The sequence below is a fragment of the Enterobacter cloacae complex sp. 402C9 genome (assembly GCF_050030745.1).
GTDB lineage: Bacteria > Pseudomonadota > Gammaproteobacteria > Enterobacterales > Enterobacteriaceae > Enterobacter > Enterobacter intestinihominis.
On record NZ_JBLGUW010000001.1, the window covers coordinates 1013623 to 1029644 of the forward strand.

The window sequence follows — 16022 nt, forward strand, 5'->3', positions numbered from 1 at the left end:
AACAAATTGTTTAACCACGGGGCTTAAGGCCCCGTGGTTTTTTGTTTTTTTCGTGTTGAATGGCAAGATTTTAATGGAAAGCACTAACAAACTTAAACGTGGATTGAGCACCCGCCACATCCGCTTTATGGCGCTGGGCTCGGCTATCGGTACCGGTCTTTTTTATGGCTCGGCAGATGCCATCAAAATGGCCGGTCCAAGCGTTCTGCTGGCCTACATCATCGGCGGCGTGGCGGCGTATATCATCATGCGCGCCCTTGGCGAAATGTCGGTTCACAACCCCTCTGCCAGTTCCTTCTCCCGCTACGCGCAGGAAAATTTAGGCCCGCTGGCCGGGTTTATCACCGGCTGGACCTACTGCTTCGAAATCCTGATTGTTGCCATTGCCGATGTGACGGCGTTTGGTATCTATATGGGGGTCTGGTTCCCCGCCGTGCCGCACTGGATCTGGGTGCTGAGCGTGGTGCTGATCATCTGCGCCGTTAACCTGATGAGCGTGAAGGTGTTTGGCGAGCTGGAGTTCTGGTTCTCCTTCTTCAAGGTCGCGACCATTATCATCATGATCCTCGCCGGTTTCGGCATTATCATCTGGGGGATCGGCAACGGTGGACAGCCAACCGGCATTCACAACCTGTGGAGCAACGGCGGCTTCTTTAGCAACGGCTGGCTCGGGATGGTCATGTCGCTGCAGATGGTCATGTTCGCCTATGGCGGAATCGAGATTATCGGCATCACCGCCGGGGAAGCGAAAGATCCGGAGAAGTCTATTCCGCGCGCCATCAACTCGGTGCCGATGCGCATCCTGGTGTTCTACGTGGGCACGCTGTTTGTGATTATGTCCATCTACCCGTGGAACCAGGTGGGCACCAACGGCAGCCCGTTTGTCCTGACTTTCCAGCATATGGGCATTGCGTTTGCCGCCAGCATTCTCAACTTTGTGGTGCTGACCGCCTCGCTGTCGGCCATCAACAGTGACGTGTTCGGCGTGGGCCGTATGCTGCACGGCATGGCGGAGCAGGGCAGTGCGCCGAAGGTGTTTGCCAAAACGTCGCGTCGCGGTACCCCGTGGGTAACGGTGCTGGTCATGACCGTGGCGCTGCTGTTCTCGGTCTACCTGAACTACATTATGCCAGAGAACGTCTTCCTGGTGATTGCGTCGCTGGCGACCTTTGCGACGGTGTGGGTGTGGATCATGATCCTGCTGTCGCAGATTGCGTTCCGTCGCCGCCTGTCGCCAGAAGAGGCCAAAGCGCTGAAGTTTAAAGTGCCGGGCGGCGTGCCAACGACCATTGTCGGTCTCATCTTCCTGGTCTTCATCATTGGCCTGATTGGTTATCACCCGGATACCCGTATTTCCCTGTACGTGGGCTTCGCGTGGATCGTCCTGCTGCTGGTGGGCTGGATGTTTAAATGTCGCCGCGATCGTCAGCTGGCGGAAGCACAGTAACATTCTTTTCCCCTCTCCCCGTGGGAGAGGGTTCCCCACAAATTAATGCGAGCACTGAGCAATCCCCTCGCCCCTCCGGGGAGAGGGTTAGGGTGAGGGGAACATACGGCGGTGGTGGTCATTCCGTTCACTTTATGTTCCTTGCTACTCTGTAACGACATGACCGGTGAACGTGCCAGGGTGGCTCAGTCGCCACCACCCTGGCGACCCGGGCTCCCGGCGGAAAATCGCCGCTTCGCGGTGCCCTCGGCTTATTCCTTCCGGCTTATCGGGTACGGGCGGAGGCAACGTCCCTGTAAAGCCGCCCTCTCGGCGCATCCCTGCGCCTCGCCCCGGCCGGAAGGCAAACGCCTCAGCGATTTACAGCCGGACCAGGGCATCGCTGACAGCCCTCAGTCATTTAGAAAGCAACTTTATTGCTTCTGCATAAAAAAATTACTGGGGATCCCTCAGCCCCGTGGGAGAGGGTTAGGGTGAGGGCATCAGGCCGCACTGATGCCTCCTCCCCCGTCCTCCTCCCCCAATAAATCCCATCATGGTGAGCTATCCTTAACAACCCTGTGGCAAGGTGACGTCAATTTCATCAAAGGGGATTCGTGATGTTAAACGCCTGGCACCTTCCGGTTGCCCCATTTGTTAAGCAAAACAAAGACAACCTTGTGATTACGCTCTGGCTGGCAGGGGAAAATCAGCCTGAACGTGTGACCCTGCGCGCCGAAGTGGATAACGAAGAGACATCGCTGAAAATGCACAAGGTGCGCAGCCAGCCTCAGCCGGGTATTACGGCGTGGCGGGCGAATATCGATTTGCGCAGCGGACAGCCGCGTCGCCGCTACGGCTTCAAGCTGCTGTGGAACAACCGCCAGCTGTGGTTTACCCCGCAGGGCTTCAGCCGTTTCCCTCCGGCCAGGCTGGAGCAGTTTGCCGTGGATCACCCGGATAACGGCCCGCAGTGGGTTAACGATCAGGTCTTTTACCAGATTTTCCCGGACCGCTTTGCGCGCAGTGAAAAGCGCACCGCCGATCAGGACAAGGTTTATTACCATCATGCGGTCGGTCACGACATCATTCTGAAAAAATGGGACGAGCCGCTGACCGCCCAGGCGGGGGGATCGACCTTTTACGGCGGCGATCTCGACGGTATCAGCGAAAAACTGCCATACCTGAAAAAGCTCGGCGTGACGGCGCTGTACCTGAACCCGGTGTTTAAAGCGCCAAGCGTTCACAAATACGATACGCAGGACTACCGCCACGTTGACGAGCAGTTTGGCGGTGACGAGGCGCTGCTGCGACTGCGCCACAACACGCAAAAAGAAGGTATGCGCCTGATCCTTGATGGCGTGTTCAATCACAGCGGTGATTCTCATGCGTGGTTCGACCGCCACAATCAGTCGATGGGCGGCGCATGCCATAATCCGGATTCCCCCCAACGTGACTGGTACAGTTTTGACGAGAATGGACGCGCCCTGGACTGGCTGGGCTACCCGAGTCTGCCGAAGCTCGATTTCCAGTCGTCAACGCTTGTGAATGAAATCTACGGCGGCGAAGACAGCATCGTGCGCCACTGGCTGAAAGCGCCGTGGAATATGGACGGCTGGCGGCTGGACGTGGTGCATATGCTGGGTGAAGCAGGCGGGGCGCGGAATAACCTTCAGCATGTCGCCGCCATTACCCGGTCGGCAAAAGCGGCCCGGTCGGAAGCATTCGTCTTCGGGGAGCACTTTGGCGACGCGCGTCAGTGGTTGCAGGCAGATGCAGAAGACGCGTCGATGAATTATCGCGGCTTCACCTTCCCGTTGTGGGGCTTCCTCGCTAACACCGATATCTCTTACGATCCGCAGCATATTGACGCCGAAACCTGCATGGCTTGGATGGAGAACTATCGCGCTGGCCTGTCTCATCAGCAGCAGCTTCGGATGTTTAACCAGCTCGACAGCCACGATACCGCGCGCTTTAAATCGCTGCTGGGTAAAGATGTGGCGCGTCTGCCGCTGGCGGTGACCTGGCTTTTCACCTGGCCGGGCGTGCCGTGCATCTATTACGGAGATGAAGTGGGGCTGGACGGTAACAACGATCCGTTCTGCCGCAAAACCTTCCCATGGGAGCCTGAAAAGCAGGATCAGGATCTGTTCAGCCTGTACCAGCGTATGGCGACACTACGCAAGCAGAGCCAGGCCCTGCGCTACGGGGGCTGTCAGGTGATGTACGCCCAAGATAATGTGGTGGTGTTTGTCCGCGTCTACAACCAGCAGCGCGTGCTGGTGGCGATCAACCGGGGCGAGGCGTGTGAAGTGGTGCTGGAAGATTCACCGCTGCTGGCCGGTAAAACGTGGAAGAGCAAAGAGGGGAAAGCGACGTTACAGGAGAACGTGCTCACGCTGCCGGCGATCTCCGCTACGGTCTGGTTCGGCAGCTAAGCGCAGGCAGCATGGTTTTCACCTTTTAGATGGCGCAAATGCAACTATTTGTGTCAATCTTAACGGATCTTTTACGGTGAAGGTGGAAACATGGACGAGCTTTACATCCTTGGCTGTTTGTTCCTGGTTTTTGCGCTGGTCGTGGCCCCCGTGCTTGCGGTGATAGGCTTTAATCGAAGCACGGCGGCGCGGCAGGAGATCGCCCGGCTTCGCCAGCGCATTGAGGCGCTTGAGCAGCATGGTGTAGCTGAGAAAGCGCCGGAGCCGGTGCAGACCGCCGCGCCAGTGGAGACACCAGCGCCGGTGCCAGAGGCCGTTAACGCACCTGTCGATCCCTGGCGTCCCGAACCGCCCGTCACTGAAGCAGAACCTGCGCCTGTCCCGGCGGCAAAACGGCCTTCCGCCTTTGGCGGCATCCTGTCCTCGCTGACGCGCTGGTTTATGCAGGGCAATCCGCTGGCAAAACTGGGGATTGTACTGCTCTTCCTCGGCCTCTCTTTCCTGCTGCGCTATACCGTTGAACATTCACTGTTTCCGCTTGAGCTGCGTCTTGCCGCCACGGCGCTATTTGCCATGGTTCTGCTGGCCGTTGGATGGCGGCTGCGGCACAGGCAGCGGATCTACGCGCTGATCCTCCAGGGCGGGGCGACCGGCGTGCTTTACCTGACCGTCTTTGGCGCATTCCGGCTGTGGCAGATGCTGCCGATGACGCTGGCGTTTGCGCTGCTGGTGGTGATTTGCGCGGCGAGCGTCGGGCTGGCCGTGCTGCAAAAGGCGCTGAGCCTTGCCATGCTGGCGAGCCTCGGCGGATATCTTGCGCCGCTGCTCCTGTCTACCGGGGGCGGTAGCTTTGTGGCGCTGTTCTCCTTCTATCTTCTGCTCTCCATCGGCATTCTCGTCATCAGCATCTGGCAGCACTGGCGCGAGCTCAACCTGCTCGGGCTGTTCTTCACGTTTGGCGTTGGCGGAGTGTGGGGGCTGAGCGACTACCAGCCTGAAAACTATGTTATCTGTCAGCTGTTCCTGATTGCCAATACGCTTATTTTTGGCGTGTTTAGCGTAGCGCTGTCGCTGCGGGCGCAGGAAAAAGGTAAACAGATTATTGACGGCGTACTGCTGTTTGCTCCGCCGCTGATTGGTTTTGGGATGCAGTACGGCATGACGTCTCACTGGACGTACGGCCCGGCGCTCAGCGCGCTGGGCTATGGTGCGTTTTATCTCTCCCTGGCGTTTCTCGCACTGCGACGCTATCCGTCTGTCGGGCGGCCACTGATTATGGCGGCGCTGGCGATCGGCGGCGGGTTTGCCACGCTTGCCATTCCGCTGGCGCTTTCAGCGCGCTGGACGGCGATGGCCTGGGCGCTGGAAGGGCTGGGTATTCTCTGGCTGGGCGTGCAACAGCAGCAGCGGCGCATGAGCTATAGCGGGACGGCGCTGCTGGTGCTGGCGCTCGGCAGCGCGATATGGGCGCAAATGGACGGCGTTACCTCGCTGAGCCTGCTGCTTATTTTCGCAGTGCTCAGTCTTTGCTGGCTGGCTGCGGCCTGGCTGTGGCAGAAAATCGCGCGGCCGGGCAGTTGGGCTCTGCTGGCCGGTGGGCTGCTGTTCTGGTTAGTGGCGCTGCTGGGCGCATCGCAGCTGTTCCTGAAGCAGGAGTTATCGGTTCTGGGAGGCGTGCTGGCGCTGACGGCGGCGTCGGCCTGGGGATGGCGACAGTCTGCCGCTCGTCTGGCATGGCGGGAGCTGAATGCCAGCAAGTGGCTGCTGTGGCCGGTGATGCTGCTGATGGTGCTGTATCAGATCTGGCAACAGCAGATCCTGGCGGCCGGTTGGGCAAATCTGGCCTGGGCTATTGCGCTGCCTGCCGCCCTGATGATGCTGCGGCGCGACGAAGATAAACTTCTTCCGCGCATCGCAATGGGGCTGCATCTGTCGCTGTTGTGGATGATTTTTCTCGCCATGGCCGCCGAGCTTTACTGGTTTGCCCGCTCCCTGCCATGGGGCATGGCGGCCTGGGGAAGCGGCATTGCGATGGCTGTCGGCGGTGGGGTGATTATGGCGCTCTCCGCGGCCGTACGGCGTCGCGGGTGGCCGTTCCGGGTATGGCCTGCGCTCTACGCCTGCCTTGCCGTGATCCCTGTGGTTGTGGCGCTGGTGGTATTGCTGGTCGTGACTAATTTCCAGGACGGGATAGTCTATCGACAGACCTGGCTGCCGCTGGTGAACCCGCTTGAGGAAGGGGCGGCGTTCGCGCTGCTGGGGCTGGTGTTGTTTTATCGGGCAGTGGATCGCCACTATCCGGCATCGCTTGCTCAGTCCCGACCGTGGCCCGCCGTTGTGCTGATGGCGCTTGGCTTCTGGTGGCTAAACGGCGCGCTGCTGCGCGCGCTGGCGTGGTACGGCGAGGTGGCCTGGAATATGGAGTCGCTGTGGCATTCGCGGCTTATCCAGACCACCTTTGCCCTGTTCTGGATGTTCTGCGCGCTGGTGGTCATGATCCGCGCCACCCGTCAGGCCTCCCGTCAGCAGTGGCTTGCCGGTGCGGTGCTGCTGGGAGTGGTCATGCTCAAACTGATGCTGGTGGACAGCGCGGGCGGTGGCGGCCTGGCGCGTGCTGTCGCGTTTATTGGCGTGGCGATCCTGGTCCTGATTGTGGGCTATTTCTCGCCGCTACCGCCTAAAGCAGGAGAAGAAAAATGAAATGGATGAAATCGGTTGTTTGTGCGGCACTGCTAGCCGTGGCCGGTCCGGCATTCAGCGAGGGCGCGCCGGTGGAATCCCCGCGGGATTATGCCTATGGCCTGTCCCTTGATACCTCTGCCTCTTCGCCGTGGTATCGGGTCATGCTGCCGCTGGCGGTTTATCAGCAGAGCACATCGCCCGATCTGCGCGACGTGCGCGTGTTTAATCAGTCGGGCGAGCCGGTACCGTTCAGCCTGGTTACCACGACGCGTCCGCAGCCAGCACCGACCACCACGGCGCTGCGCCTCTTTGCGCTTAACGCCTCGACGGGCGGGGAAGAGGGCAGTGGCGATAAAATTATGTTACGTGCCAGAAACGGCGTGGAGATTGTGCTGGAAGGGCAACACGCGGCGGCTGCCGGACAGCACTATCTGCTGACCCTGCCGGAAAACGCGACGGAGGTTCCGCTCTCTCAGCTCCAGCTTTTCTGGGACACGCCGCAGGGCTCGTGGCAGGGGACGGCATCGGTCTATTACAGCGAGGATCTGAAAAACTGGTATACCCTGCGCGAAGAGATGCCCCTGCTGGACGTGATGAGTGGACAGGATCGCCTGAAGCTCGACCGCATCGATACCGATCTGGTGTTATCTCCTGAGGCGAATCGCTATCTGCTGCTGGTGCTGAACACGGGGCGTTCAGCCCTGACGTTAACCGGCGTCAACGCGATTAACGCTCCTGCGCAGCCGGAATCAGAGCACATTAGCCTGGCGGGAGAGGGGGAGCGGCTATCCGATAGCGAAGCCGTGTGGCGCTGGAAACATCCGCAGCCTCTGAGTGCGATCGGCTTCATGCTGAATGGCGACGGCGTTCTCCCGGCAGAAATAGCCTGGCGGGGGGCGGACAAGGATCGGTGGCATACGCTGAAAAAAGAGGTGATCTACCAGCTCGGCGGCAAAACGTCTGAACCTGTTCCGCTCCCGGGCGGGCTGGTCGAGGCGGTAAAAATCAAGACCTACAATGCGCGTTTGCCAGAGAACCTGCCGGGCGTGATCGGGCAACGCGTGCGCTATGATCTGGTGTTCAACGCGCAGGGGAAGGGGCCGTATCTGCTTGCGTGGGGGAACGGGGCTGCGAAACCGGCAAGCGTGGAGACGGATATGCTGATCCCGACCGAACTGCGTAAAACCTACGATCTGGCAGCCCTGCCGATGGCGGATACGCTGGAACCTGTCCCGCTGGGCGGCGAGGCGCGTTTAACCGCGACGTCTGCGGCTGAGCAGGAAAGCAGAATGAAAACGCTGATGGTCTGGGGCGTACTGATCGTCGGGGTGATGGTGCTTGCGGGTATGGCATGGCGCATCTGGCACGAGGTAAAAAAAGACGGCGCAGCATAAGCCATAAAAAAACCCGCGTAGTCGCGGGTTTTTTTCGTAAACCGTGCCGATTACAGGCTGGATACGTTCTCAGACAGGTATTTAGCTACGCCGTCTGGGGAAGCCGCCATACCTTCTTTACCTTTTTCCCACTGAGCCGGGCACACTTCACCGTGCTCTTCGTGGAACTGGAGCGCGTCAACCATGCGCAGCATTTCGTCGATGTTACGACCCAGCGGCAGATCGTTCACAACCTGGTGACGAACGATGCCGTTCGCGTCGATCAGGAAAGAACCACGCAGCGCAACGCCAGCGTCCGGATGTTCGATACCGTAAGCCTGCTGGATTTCGCGTTTGATGTCCGCAACCATCGCGTATTTCACCGCACCGATGCCGCCGTTTTCGACAGGGGTGTTACGCCATGCGTTGTGTACAAATTCAGAGTCGAAGGAGACGCCAACCACTTCCACGCCACGCTTCTGGAATTCTTCGTAACGTTTGTCGAACGCGATCAGCTCAGACGGGCAAACGAAAGTGAAGTCCATTGGCCAGAAGAACAGAACGGTCGCTTTACCGTTGGTGTGCTGTTTGAAGTTGAAGTTTTCAACGATTTCACCGTTGCCCAGAACGGCGGCAGCTGTAAAATCCGGAGCCGGACGAGTTACCAGAACCATATGATTCTCCTGTAGATACTAAGGTTATTTGGAACGCAACGCGGGCCAGTATAGAGGCAGCGCGGGAATAAGACAAAGAGGTGGTAACAATCGTTCCACCAGCTTTTACCTATCAATCGAACCGGCATCACAGTTCTTTATTTTTCGCCTGCGCCATCATGCGCGGGTAGAACTGCCAGAAGCGCGTTTCCAGCGCGTCATAATGTTTGTCCAGGTCGTGCCAGGAGTCGCGCAGCGCGTCCAGACGCGGTCGACGGCTGGCCATGCCGTTGAGCACGTTCTGAATGAAATCCATCTCGCGGTAACGCTCCAGCCAGCGTTCAGACCACAGATAGTTATTCAGATTCACAAAGCGCGGTGGGGAGTCCGGCAAAATGATCGACACCTGCGCGTGGGCGTAGCGCACAAACTCAGGCAGCGACATATCAGGCGACAGCTGGGACCAGTGGCGCGACAGGAAATGATCCCACATGACGTCGAGCGTGATCGGCGCCACGCGTCGCGTTTCGGGGCGGAACCAGGCTTTGGCTTCCGTCACTTCCGGCAGGTTATCGGTCAGCACGTCGATGCGGCGGTGCATAAAAATCCCGTCGATAACCTCGGGGGAATAATCTTCCGCGGGGTTGCCGCGTACGAAATCGGCCAGCAAATTGCCGGAGAGGGAGCTGTCCGCGAGGTGAGCGAGATGCAGGTGAGCGAGAAAATTCATGCGTTTTATTCGTCCGGTGGCGGCTAGTTGTTGCAGCAAAAGGGTGTGAGCACTAGACTATGCCGCCTGTTTTTAAGTCACGAGTATACGTCATGCGCGTCGCCGATTTCTCCTTTGAACTACCTGAATCCCTGATTGCTCACTACCCCATGCCTGAGCGTAGCAGCTGTCGCTTGCTGTCACTGGACGGGCCAACGGGCGCGCTGACGCACGGTACTTTCACCGATCTGCTCGACAAGCTCAACCCTGGCGATCTGCTGGTCTTTAACAATACCCGCGTGATCCCAGCGCGTCTGTTTGGCCGTAAAGCCAGCGGCGGCAAGATTGAGGTGCTGGTCGAACGTATGCTCGATGATAAACGTATTCTGGCACATATTCGCGCATCCAAAGCGCCGAAGCCGGGCGCTGAACTGCTGCTGGGTGATGACGAGAGCATCAAAGCGACCATGACCGCGCGTCACGACGCGCTGTTCGAGGTGGAGTTTAACGACGAGCGCACGGTGCTTGATATCCTCAACGCCATCGGCCACATGCCGCTGCCGCCGTACATTGAACGCCCGGATGAAGAAGCCGACCGCGAGCTGTATCAGACCGTCTACAGCCAGAAGCCTGGCGCAGTGGCAGCGCCAACGGCGGGCCTGCACTTTGATGAACCGCTGCTGGAAAAGTTGCGCGCCAAGGGTATTGAGATGGCCTTCGTGACGCTGCACGTCGGCGCGGGGACGTTCCAGCCGGTGCGCGTGGACAGCATCGAAGACCACATCATGCACTCTGAGTATGCCGAAGTGCCGCAGGAGGTGGTTGATGCGGTGCTGGCAGCGAAAGCGCGCGGTAGCCGCGTCGTGGCCGTCGGTACAACGTCGGTACGTTCCCTTGAGAGCGCTGCGCAGGCCGCGAAAAAAGAGCTGATTGAGCCCTTCTTTGGCGATACGCAGATCTTTATCTACCCGGGCTATCAGTACAAAGTCATTGATGCGCTGGTGACCAACTTCCATCTGCCTGAATCGACGCTGATTATGCTGGTCTCCGCGTTTGCGGGGTATCAGCATACGATGAACGCCTACAAGTCTGCGGTAGAACAAAAATATCGCTTTTTTAGCTACGGTGACGCGATGTTTATCACGTACAATCCGCAGGCTTTGAATGAGCGTGTCGGGGAATAAGTCCGCGGCACCGTGTTACAACGTTGGACTGTTTTTCTGACGTCGGAGAAAAAAATGAAATTTGAACTCGATACCACCGATGGCCGCGCGCGTCGCGGTCGCCTGGTGTTTGATCGCGGCGTGGTAGAAACCCCCGCGTTTATGCCTGTGGGCACGTACGGCACCGTAAAAGGAATGACGCCGGAAGAAGTTGAAGCCACTGGCGCACAGATTATTCTCGGCAACACCTTCCACCTGTGGCTGCGTCCAGGCCAGGAGATCATGAAGCTCCACGGAGACCTGCACGACTTCATGCAGTGGAAAGGCCCCATCCTCACCGACTCCGGCGGTTTCCAGGTCTTCAGCCTGGGCGATATCCGTAAGATCACCGAGCAGGGCGTACACTTTCGTAACCCGATCAACGGCGATCCAATCTTCCTCGATCCGGAAAAGTCTATGGAGATTCAGTACGATCTCGGCTCCGATATTGTGATGATCTTCGACGAATGTACGCCATACCCGGCGGACTGGGACTATGCCAAACGTTCCATGGAGATGTCCCTGCGTTGGGCGAAGCGTAGCCGCGACCGTTTTGACTCCCTGCAAAACAAAAATGCGCTGTTCGGCATTATCCAGGGCAGCGTTTACGAAGATTTACGCGATATCTCGGTTAAAGGTCTGGTAGAGATAGGCTTTGATGGCTACGCTGTCGGCGGTTTGGCTGTGGGTGAGCCGAAGGAAGATATGCACCGTATTCTGGAGCATGTCTGCCCGCAAATCCCGGCGGATAAACCACGATACCTGATGGGTGTGGGTAAACCAGAAGATCTGGTGGAAGGCGTACGTCGCGGCATTGATATGTTCGACTGCGTTATGCCAACCCGAAACGCACGTAACGGTCATCTGTTCGTTACCGATGGCGTGGTGAAAATCCGTAACGCTAAGCATAAGAGTGACACCAGCCCGCTCGATTCCGAGTGCGATTGCTATACCTGTCGCAATTATTCTCGCGCGTATCTGCATCATCTCGATCGTTGCAACGAGATTTTGGGGGCGCGTCTCAATACCATTCATAATCTTCGTTATTATCAGCGCTTAATGGCTGGTTTACGTAAGGCTATCGAAGAGGGTAAATTAGAGAGCTTCGTGACCGATTTCTACCAACGTCAGGGGCGGGATGTTCCACCGTTGAACGTTGATTAATTTTAATAATGAGGGAATTTGAATGAGCTTTTTTATTTCTGATGCGGTAGCAGCAACGGGTGCACCAGCGCAGGGCAGCCCGATGTCTCTGATTCTGATGCTGGTTGTGTTCGGTCTGATCTTCTACTTCATGATCCTGCGTCCACAGCAGAAGCGTACTAAAGAGCACAAAAACCTGATGAACTCCATCGCGAAGGGCGATGAAGTCCTGACCAATGGTGGCCTGGTGGGTCGCGTAACCAAAGTAGCGGAAAACGGCTACATTGCTATCGCCCTGAACGACACCACTGAAGTGGTTATCAAACGTGACTTCGTAGCTGCCGTTCTGCCGAAAGGCACCATGAAGGCGCTGTAATCCCAACTTTTCCCAAAGGGAACTGCCGTGTTAAACCGTTATCCTTTGTGGAAGTACATCATGCTGGTCGTCGTGATTATCGTCGGCCTGCTGTACGCGCTTCCCAACCTGTATGGTGAGGATCCGGCCGTTCAAATCACTGGCGCGCGCGGTGTCGCCGCCAGTGAGCAAACGCTGATCCAGGTCCAGAAAACGTTACAAGAAGAAAAAATTACCGCTAAGTCTGTGGCACTGGAAGAGGGCGCAATTCTTGCTCGCTTCGACACCACCGACACGCAGCTCCGCGCACGTGAAGCGCTGATGGGCGTGCTGGGTGATAAATATGTCGTGGCGCTTAACCTTGCTCCTGCAACCCCACGCTGGCTGGCTGCGCTGAACGCAGAGCCAATGAAACTGGGTCTTGACCTGCGTGGCGGCGTTCACTTCCTGATGGAAGTGGATATGGATACCGCGCTCGGCAAGCTACAGGAACAGAATATCGACAGCCTGCGCAGCGATCTGCGCGATAAAGGCATTCCGTACACCACCGTACGTAAAGAAGATAACTACGGCATGAGCATCACGTTCCGCGACAGCGCGGCACGCGATCAGGCTGTGACCTATCTGTCTCAGCGTCACCGCGATCTGGTGATCACCTCTCAGGGCAGCAACCAGCTGCGTGCGGTAATGACCGACGCGCGTCTGAGTGAAGCACGTGAGTACGCCGTTCAGCAGAACATTAACATTCTGCGTAACCGTGTAAACCAGCTGGGCGTGGCTGAACCACTTGTACAGCGTCAGGGTGCTGACCGTATCGTGGTCGAACTGCCAGGTATCCAGGATACCGCCCGTGCGAAAGAGATTCTGGGCGCGACGGCGACTCTGGAGTTCCGTCTGGTTAACGCCAACGTTGACCAGGCTGCTGCGGCTTCAGGCCGTGTGCCGGGCGATTCCGAAGTGAAACAGACCCGCGAAGGCCAGCCGGTTGTGCTGTACAAACGCGTGATCCTGACCGGTGACCATATCACCGACTCCACTTCAAGCCAGGATGAGTACAACCAGCCGCAGGTTAACATCTCGCTGGACAGCGCAGGTGGCAACATCATGTCTAACTTCACCAAGGACAACATCGGCAAGCCGATGGCGACCCTGTTCGTGGAGTACAAAGACAGCGGTAAGAAAGACGCCAATGGCCGTGCCGTGCTGGTGAAAGAGGAAGAGGTGATTAACATCGCCAACATCCAGTCTCGTCTGGGTAACAGCTTCCGTATTACCGGTATCAGCAACCCGAACGAAGCGCGTCAGCTCTCTCTGCTGCTGCGTGCCGGTGCGCTGATTGCGCCAATTCAGATTGTTGAAGAGCGTACCATCGGTCCAACCCTGGGTATGCAGAACATCAAGCAGGGTCTGGAAGCGTGTCTGGCCGGTCTGGCGGTGTCCATCATCTTCATGATCTTCTTCTATAAGAAGTTCGGCCTGATTGCGACCTCCGCGCTGATTGCTAACCTGGTGCTGATCATCGGTATCATGTCCCTGCTGCCGGGGGCGACGCTAACCATGCCGGGTATCGCGGGTATCGTTCTAACCCTTGCGGTGGCGGTCGACGCCAACGTACTGATAAACGAACGTATTAAAGAAGAGCTGAGCAACGGTCGTTCTGTACAGCAGGCGATTGAAGAAGGCTACAAAGGGGCGTTCAGCTCCATCTTCGATGCGAACGTAACAACACTGATTAAGGTTCTTATCCTGTATGCAGTGGGTACTGGCGCGATCAAAGGCTTTGCGATTACTACCGGTATCGGTGTCGCAACGTCGATGTTTACCGCTATTGTCGGCACCCGTGCCATCGTGAACCTGCTGTACGGCGGCAAGCGCGTCAAAAAGCTGTCTATCTGAGGAGTGCGTTGTGGCACAGGAATATACTGTTGAACAATTGAACCACGGCCGTAAAGTCTGGGACTTTATGCGCTGGGACTACTGGGCCTTCGGCATTTCAGGTTTTCTGCTGATTTTGTCCATCGTCATTATGGGCGTGAAAGGCTTTAACTGGGGTCTGGATTTCACCGGTGGTACGGTGATCGAAATTACCCTGGAAAAACCGGTCGATATGGACCAGATGCGTGAGTCTCTGCAAAAAGCGGGCTTTGAAGAGCCGTTGCTACAGAACTTCGGCAGCAGCCGCGACATCATGGTGCGTATGCCGCCGGTACACGATGCCAACGGCAGCCAGGAGCTGGGCAGCAAGGTCGTTCAGGTTATTAACGAAACGACCAGCCAGGATGCAACGGTTAAGCGTATTGAGTTTGTCGGCCCGAGCGTTGGTGCTGACCTGGCGCAGACCGGTGCGATGGCGCTGCTGGTGGCGCTGATCTCGATTCTGATTTACGTCGGTTTCCGCTTTGAGTGGCGACTGGCGGCAGGCGTGGTTATCGCTCTGGCGCACGACGTGGTGATCACCATGGGCATACTGTCTCTCTTCCACATTGAGATTGACCTGACGATTGTGGCATCCCTGATGTCCGTTATCGGTTACTCACTGAACGACAGTATCGTGGTATCTGACCGTATTCGTGAAAACTTCCGTAAGATCCGTCGCGGCACGCCGTACGAAATCTTTAACGTGTCGTTGACCCAGACGCTGCACCGTACGTTGATCACCTCCGGCACCACCCTGATGGTGATCCTGATGCTGTTCCTGTTCGGTGGCCCGGTGCTGGAAGGCTTCTCGCTGACCATGCTGATCGGTGTGTCTATCGGTACGGCCTCGTCTATCTACGTCGCGTCCGCGCTGGCGCTGAAGCTGGGCATGAAGCGCGAGCATCTGATCCAGCAGAAAGTCGAGAAAGAAGGGGCGGATCAGCCGTCCATTCTGCCGTAAGAGTCTTATGCGGTATCGAAATCCCGGCCTGCTGGCCGGGATTTTTTTTGTCTATTCCTGACAGTATGCATATCGCTGCTTCCGGCTCGACAGGTGCCTCAATATTGTGCAGACGGAGAGACGCTTTAGCGAAAGTGCGGACAGAGCTCTGGCAGATTTTTTGCGGAAGGTGAAGCAGTAAAAAGCCGGGTGGCGACTACGCCTTACCCGGCCTACATTCGGATCGTAGGCCCGGCAAGCGCAGCGCCACCGGGCGAAGTCCGCACAGGTTAGAAGTTGTAACCCACGACCAGGTAACCACCCCAACCGGTAGAACGTACGCTGAAGTCGCCGTTGCCGAAGTTCAGGCTGGCGTCGTCGTTCCACTGGCCACCGTTGTGCCAGTAACGCGCAACAACAGAGTAGTGCCAGTGATCGTAGTTCAGCGCCAGAATGTGGCTGGAGGCGATGGAGTTACTGGTACGAGCATGCTTCCCGTTGTTGTCATAGAAGTTATCGTCGCCCAGGTCTGAACCCCAGTCAAAGTTAGTGAAGCCGATATAGCTCAGGTTACCGCCCCACAGTTGAGTGATTGGCACAAAGTATTTCACTTTGAAACGGTAGCCATCCCACTCGTTCTCATTTGATGCGCCATAGTTCTGCCACTGGTATTTCGCATACACGTTCAGTGACAGGCTCATTGGCAGGCCGGTTTCGATGTCAGTACCCAGACCCATATACCAGGTGCTCTGTTCCTGAGAATCGTTGCGACCCATGTCATAGATGTAGTTGTTCGCGAAGTACCACTCTTTGAACGGACCAAACGCCAGGCTGGTGCCGGTCAGTTTGTCGATAGAGAAACGCGGTTCGATTTCCATGAACAGCGGGGAGCCATTGTTCCAGATACCTTTCGCATCGGAGTTACCGCCGAAGAATACCGGCAGATCGACGTAGCCGTAGAAATCAAACCAGTCTTTCTTGGCAAACGCTTCGTATTCCAGGTAGGTATCGTTGCGGATCTGCGGCCCGAAACGGGTGTGGTAGCTGCCTACCACGTTAACGCTCTGGTGCCACCAGTCGGAGAGGTATTGTGGTTTGTCGTTTTCCGCTGCGTTAACAGTGAAAGAGGAGGACAGTGCCAGCACGGCGCCAGCTGCGAGTAATGTTTTTTTCATAATCATGCC

12 protein-coding genes and 1 pseudogene are annotated in these 16022 nt (G+C 57.3%); 10 read left to right on the forward strand and 3 right to left on the reverse strand.

Annotation, left to right across the window (positions count from 1 at the left end):
• Positions 1 to 73: 73 nt before the first annotated feature.
• The 4 genes from proY to ACQG1K_RS04830 all read left to right on the forward strand — a co-directional run bounded on the left by proY (position 74) and on the right by ACQG1K_RS04830 (position 7940).
• Complete coding sequence (proY, locus tag ACQG1K_RS04815) at positions 74 to 1447, forward strand: proline-specific permease ProY (RefSeq protein ID WP_017383160.1); 1374 nt, start codon at positions 74 to 76, stop codon at positions 1445 to 1447.
• A gap of 599 nt (positions 1448 to 2046) precedes the next feature.
• A complete protein-coding gene (gene malZ / locus ACQG1K_RS04820) occupies positions 2047 to 3864 on the forward strand; it encodes a maltodextrin glucosidase (RefSeq protein ID WP_032624764.1) in 1818 nt (605 codons plus the stop codon).
• A gap of 90 nt (positions 3865 to 3954) precedes the next feature.
• Positions 3955 to 6564: a DUF2339 domain-containing protein gene (locus ACQG1K_RS04825; protein WP_367075279.1), complete on the forward strand. Its 2610-nt coding sequence runs from the start codon at positions 3955 to 3957 to the stop codon at positions 6562 to 6564.
• Entirely contained in the window at positions 6561 to 7940 is a 1380-nt protein-coding gene (locus tag ACQG1K_RS04830; protein ID WP_063199741.1) for a DUF3999 domain-containing protein, read from the forward strand. The genes ACQG1K_RS04825 and ACQG1K_RS04830 overlap by 4 nt, the downstream gene beginning before the upstream one ends.
• A 50-nt stretch (positions 7941 to 7990) precedes the next feature.
• On the opposite strand, the gene ACQG1K_RS04835 is transcribed toward ACQG1K_RS04830, so the two are convergent.
• Together ACQG1K_RS04835 and acpH are read right to left on the reverse strand one after the other, a co-directional pair.
• The gene (locus ACQG1K_RS04835; RefSeq protein WP_003859113.1) at positions 7991 to 8593 is read right to left on the reverse strand and encodes a peroxiredoxin C; all 603 of its coding nucleotides are present in this window, start codon (positions 8591 to 8593) and stop codon (positions 7991 to 7993) included.
• A 127-nt stretch (positions 8594 to 8720) separates the two neighbouring features.
• Entirely contained in the window at positions 8721 to 9302 is a 582-nt protein-coding gene (gene acpH, locus ACQG1K_RS04840) for an ACP phosphodiesterase (RefSeq protein WP_022647220.1), read from the reverse strand.
• A 92-nt stretch (positions 9303 to 9394) separates the two neighbouring features.
• On the opposite strand from acpH, the gene queA reads away from it, so the two are divergent.
• The 6 genes and pseudogenes from queA to ACQG1K_RS04870 form a co-directional block, all read left to right on the forward strand.
• Positions 9395 to 10465 carry a tRNA preQ1(34) S-adenosylmethionine ribosyltransferase-isomerase QueA gene (gene queA, locus ACQG1K_RS04845; protein WP_022647221.1) on the forward strand — a complete coding sequence of 357 codons (1071 nt, stop codon included), beginning with the start codon at positions 9395 to 9397 and terminating at the stop codon, positions 10463 to 10465.
• A 54-nt stretch (positions 10466 to 10519) separates the two neighbouring features.
• Positions 10520 to 11647, forward strand: coding sequence for a tRNA guanosine(34) transglycosylase Tgt (gene tgt / locus ACQG1K_RS04850; protein WP_003859110.1), 1128 nt, complete (start codon positions 10520 to 10522; stop codon positions 11645 to 11647).
• Positions 11648 to 11669: 22 nt separating this feature from the next.
• Positions 11670 to 12002 carry a preprotein translocase subunit YajC gene (gene yajC, locus ACQG1K_RS04855; RefSeq protein ID WP_003859109.1) on the forward strand — a complete coding sequence of 111 codons (333 nt, stop codon included), beginning with the start codon at positions 11670 to 11672 and terminating at the stop codon, positions 12000 to 12002.
• Positions 12003 to 12029: 27 nt separating this feature from the next.
• Complete coding sequence (gene secD / locus ACQG1K_RS04860) at positions 12030 to 13877, forward strand: protein translocase subunit SecD (RefSeq protein ID WP_032621613.1); 1848 nt, start codon at positions 12030 to 12032, stop codon at positions 13875 to 13877.
• A 10-nt stretch (positions 13878 to 13887) separates the two neighbouring features.
• Positions 13888 to 14859, forward strand: coding sequence for a protein translocase subunit SecF (gene secF / locus ACQG1K_RS04865; RefSeq protein ID WP_003859105.1), 972 nt, complete (start codon positions 13888 to 13890; stop codon positions 14857 to 14859).
• Between the two features lie 70 nt (positions 14860 to 14929).
• Positions 14930 to 15040: pseudogene (locus ACQG1K_RS04870) on the forward strand (DNA-binding transcriptional regulator); the annotation flags it as partial.
• A gap of 88 nt (positions 15041 to 15128) precedes the next feature.
• Here the strand turns inward: ACQG1K_RS04870 and ACQG1K_RS04875 are convergent.
• The gene (locus ACQG1K_RS04875) at positions 15129 to 16013 is read right to left on the reverse strand and encodes a nucleoside-specific channel-forming protein Tsx (RefSeq protein ID WP_032621817.1); all 885 of its coding nucleotides are present in this window, start codon (positions 16011 to 16013) and stop codon (positions 15129 to 15131) included.
• Positions 16014 to 16022 lie beyond the last annotated feature (9 nt).

What these genes read in the sequence shown, in the direction of transcription:
- proY (WP_017383160.1), top strand. Translation starts at nt 74, where the DNA reads ATGGAAAGCACTAACAAACTTAAACGTGGATTGAGCACCCGCCACATC.
- malZ (WP_032624764.1), top strand. Translation starts at nt 2,047, where the DNA reads ATGTTAAACGCCTGGCACCTTCCGGTTGCCCCATTTGTTAAGCAAAAC.
- ACQG1K_RS04825 (WP_367075279.1), top strand. Translation starts at nt 3,955, where the DNA reads ATGGACGAGCTTTACATCCTTGGCTGTTTGTTCCTGGTTTTTGCGCTG.
- ACQG1K_RS04830 (WP_063199741.1), top strand. Translation starts at nt 6,561, where the DNA reads ATGAAATGGATGAAATCGGTTGTTTGTGCGGCACTGCTAGCCGTGGCC.
- ACQG1K_RS04835 (WP_003859113.1), bottom strand. Translation starts at nt 8,593, where the DNA reads ATGGTTCTGGTAACTCGTCCGGCTCCGGATTTTACAGCTGCCGCCGTT.
- acpH (WP_022647220.1), bottom strand. Translation starts at nt 9,302, where the DNA reads ATGAATTTTCTCGCTCACCTGCATCTCGCTCACCTCGCGGACAGCTCC.
- queA (WP_022647221.1), top strand. Translation starts at nt 9,395, where the DNA reads ATGCGCGTCGCCGATTTCTCCTTTGAACTACCTGAATCCCTGATTGCT.
- tgt (WP_003859110.1), top strand. Translation starts at nt 10,520, where the DNA reads ATGAAATTTGAACTCGATACCACCGATGGCCGCGCGCGTCGCGGTCGC.
- yajC (WP_003859109.1), top strand. Translation starts at nt 11,670, where the DNA reads ATGAGCTTTTTTATTTCTGATGCGGTAGCAGCAACGGGTGCACCAGCG.
- ACQG1K_RS04875 (WP_032621817.1), bottom strand. Translation starts at nt 16,013, where the DNA reads ATGAAAAAAACATTACTCGCAGCTGGCGCCGTGCTGGCACTGTCCTCC.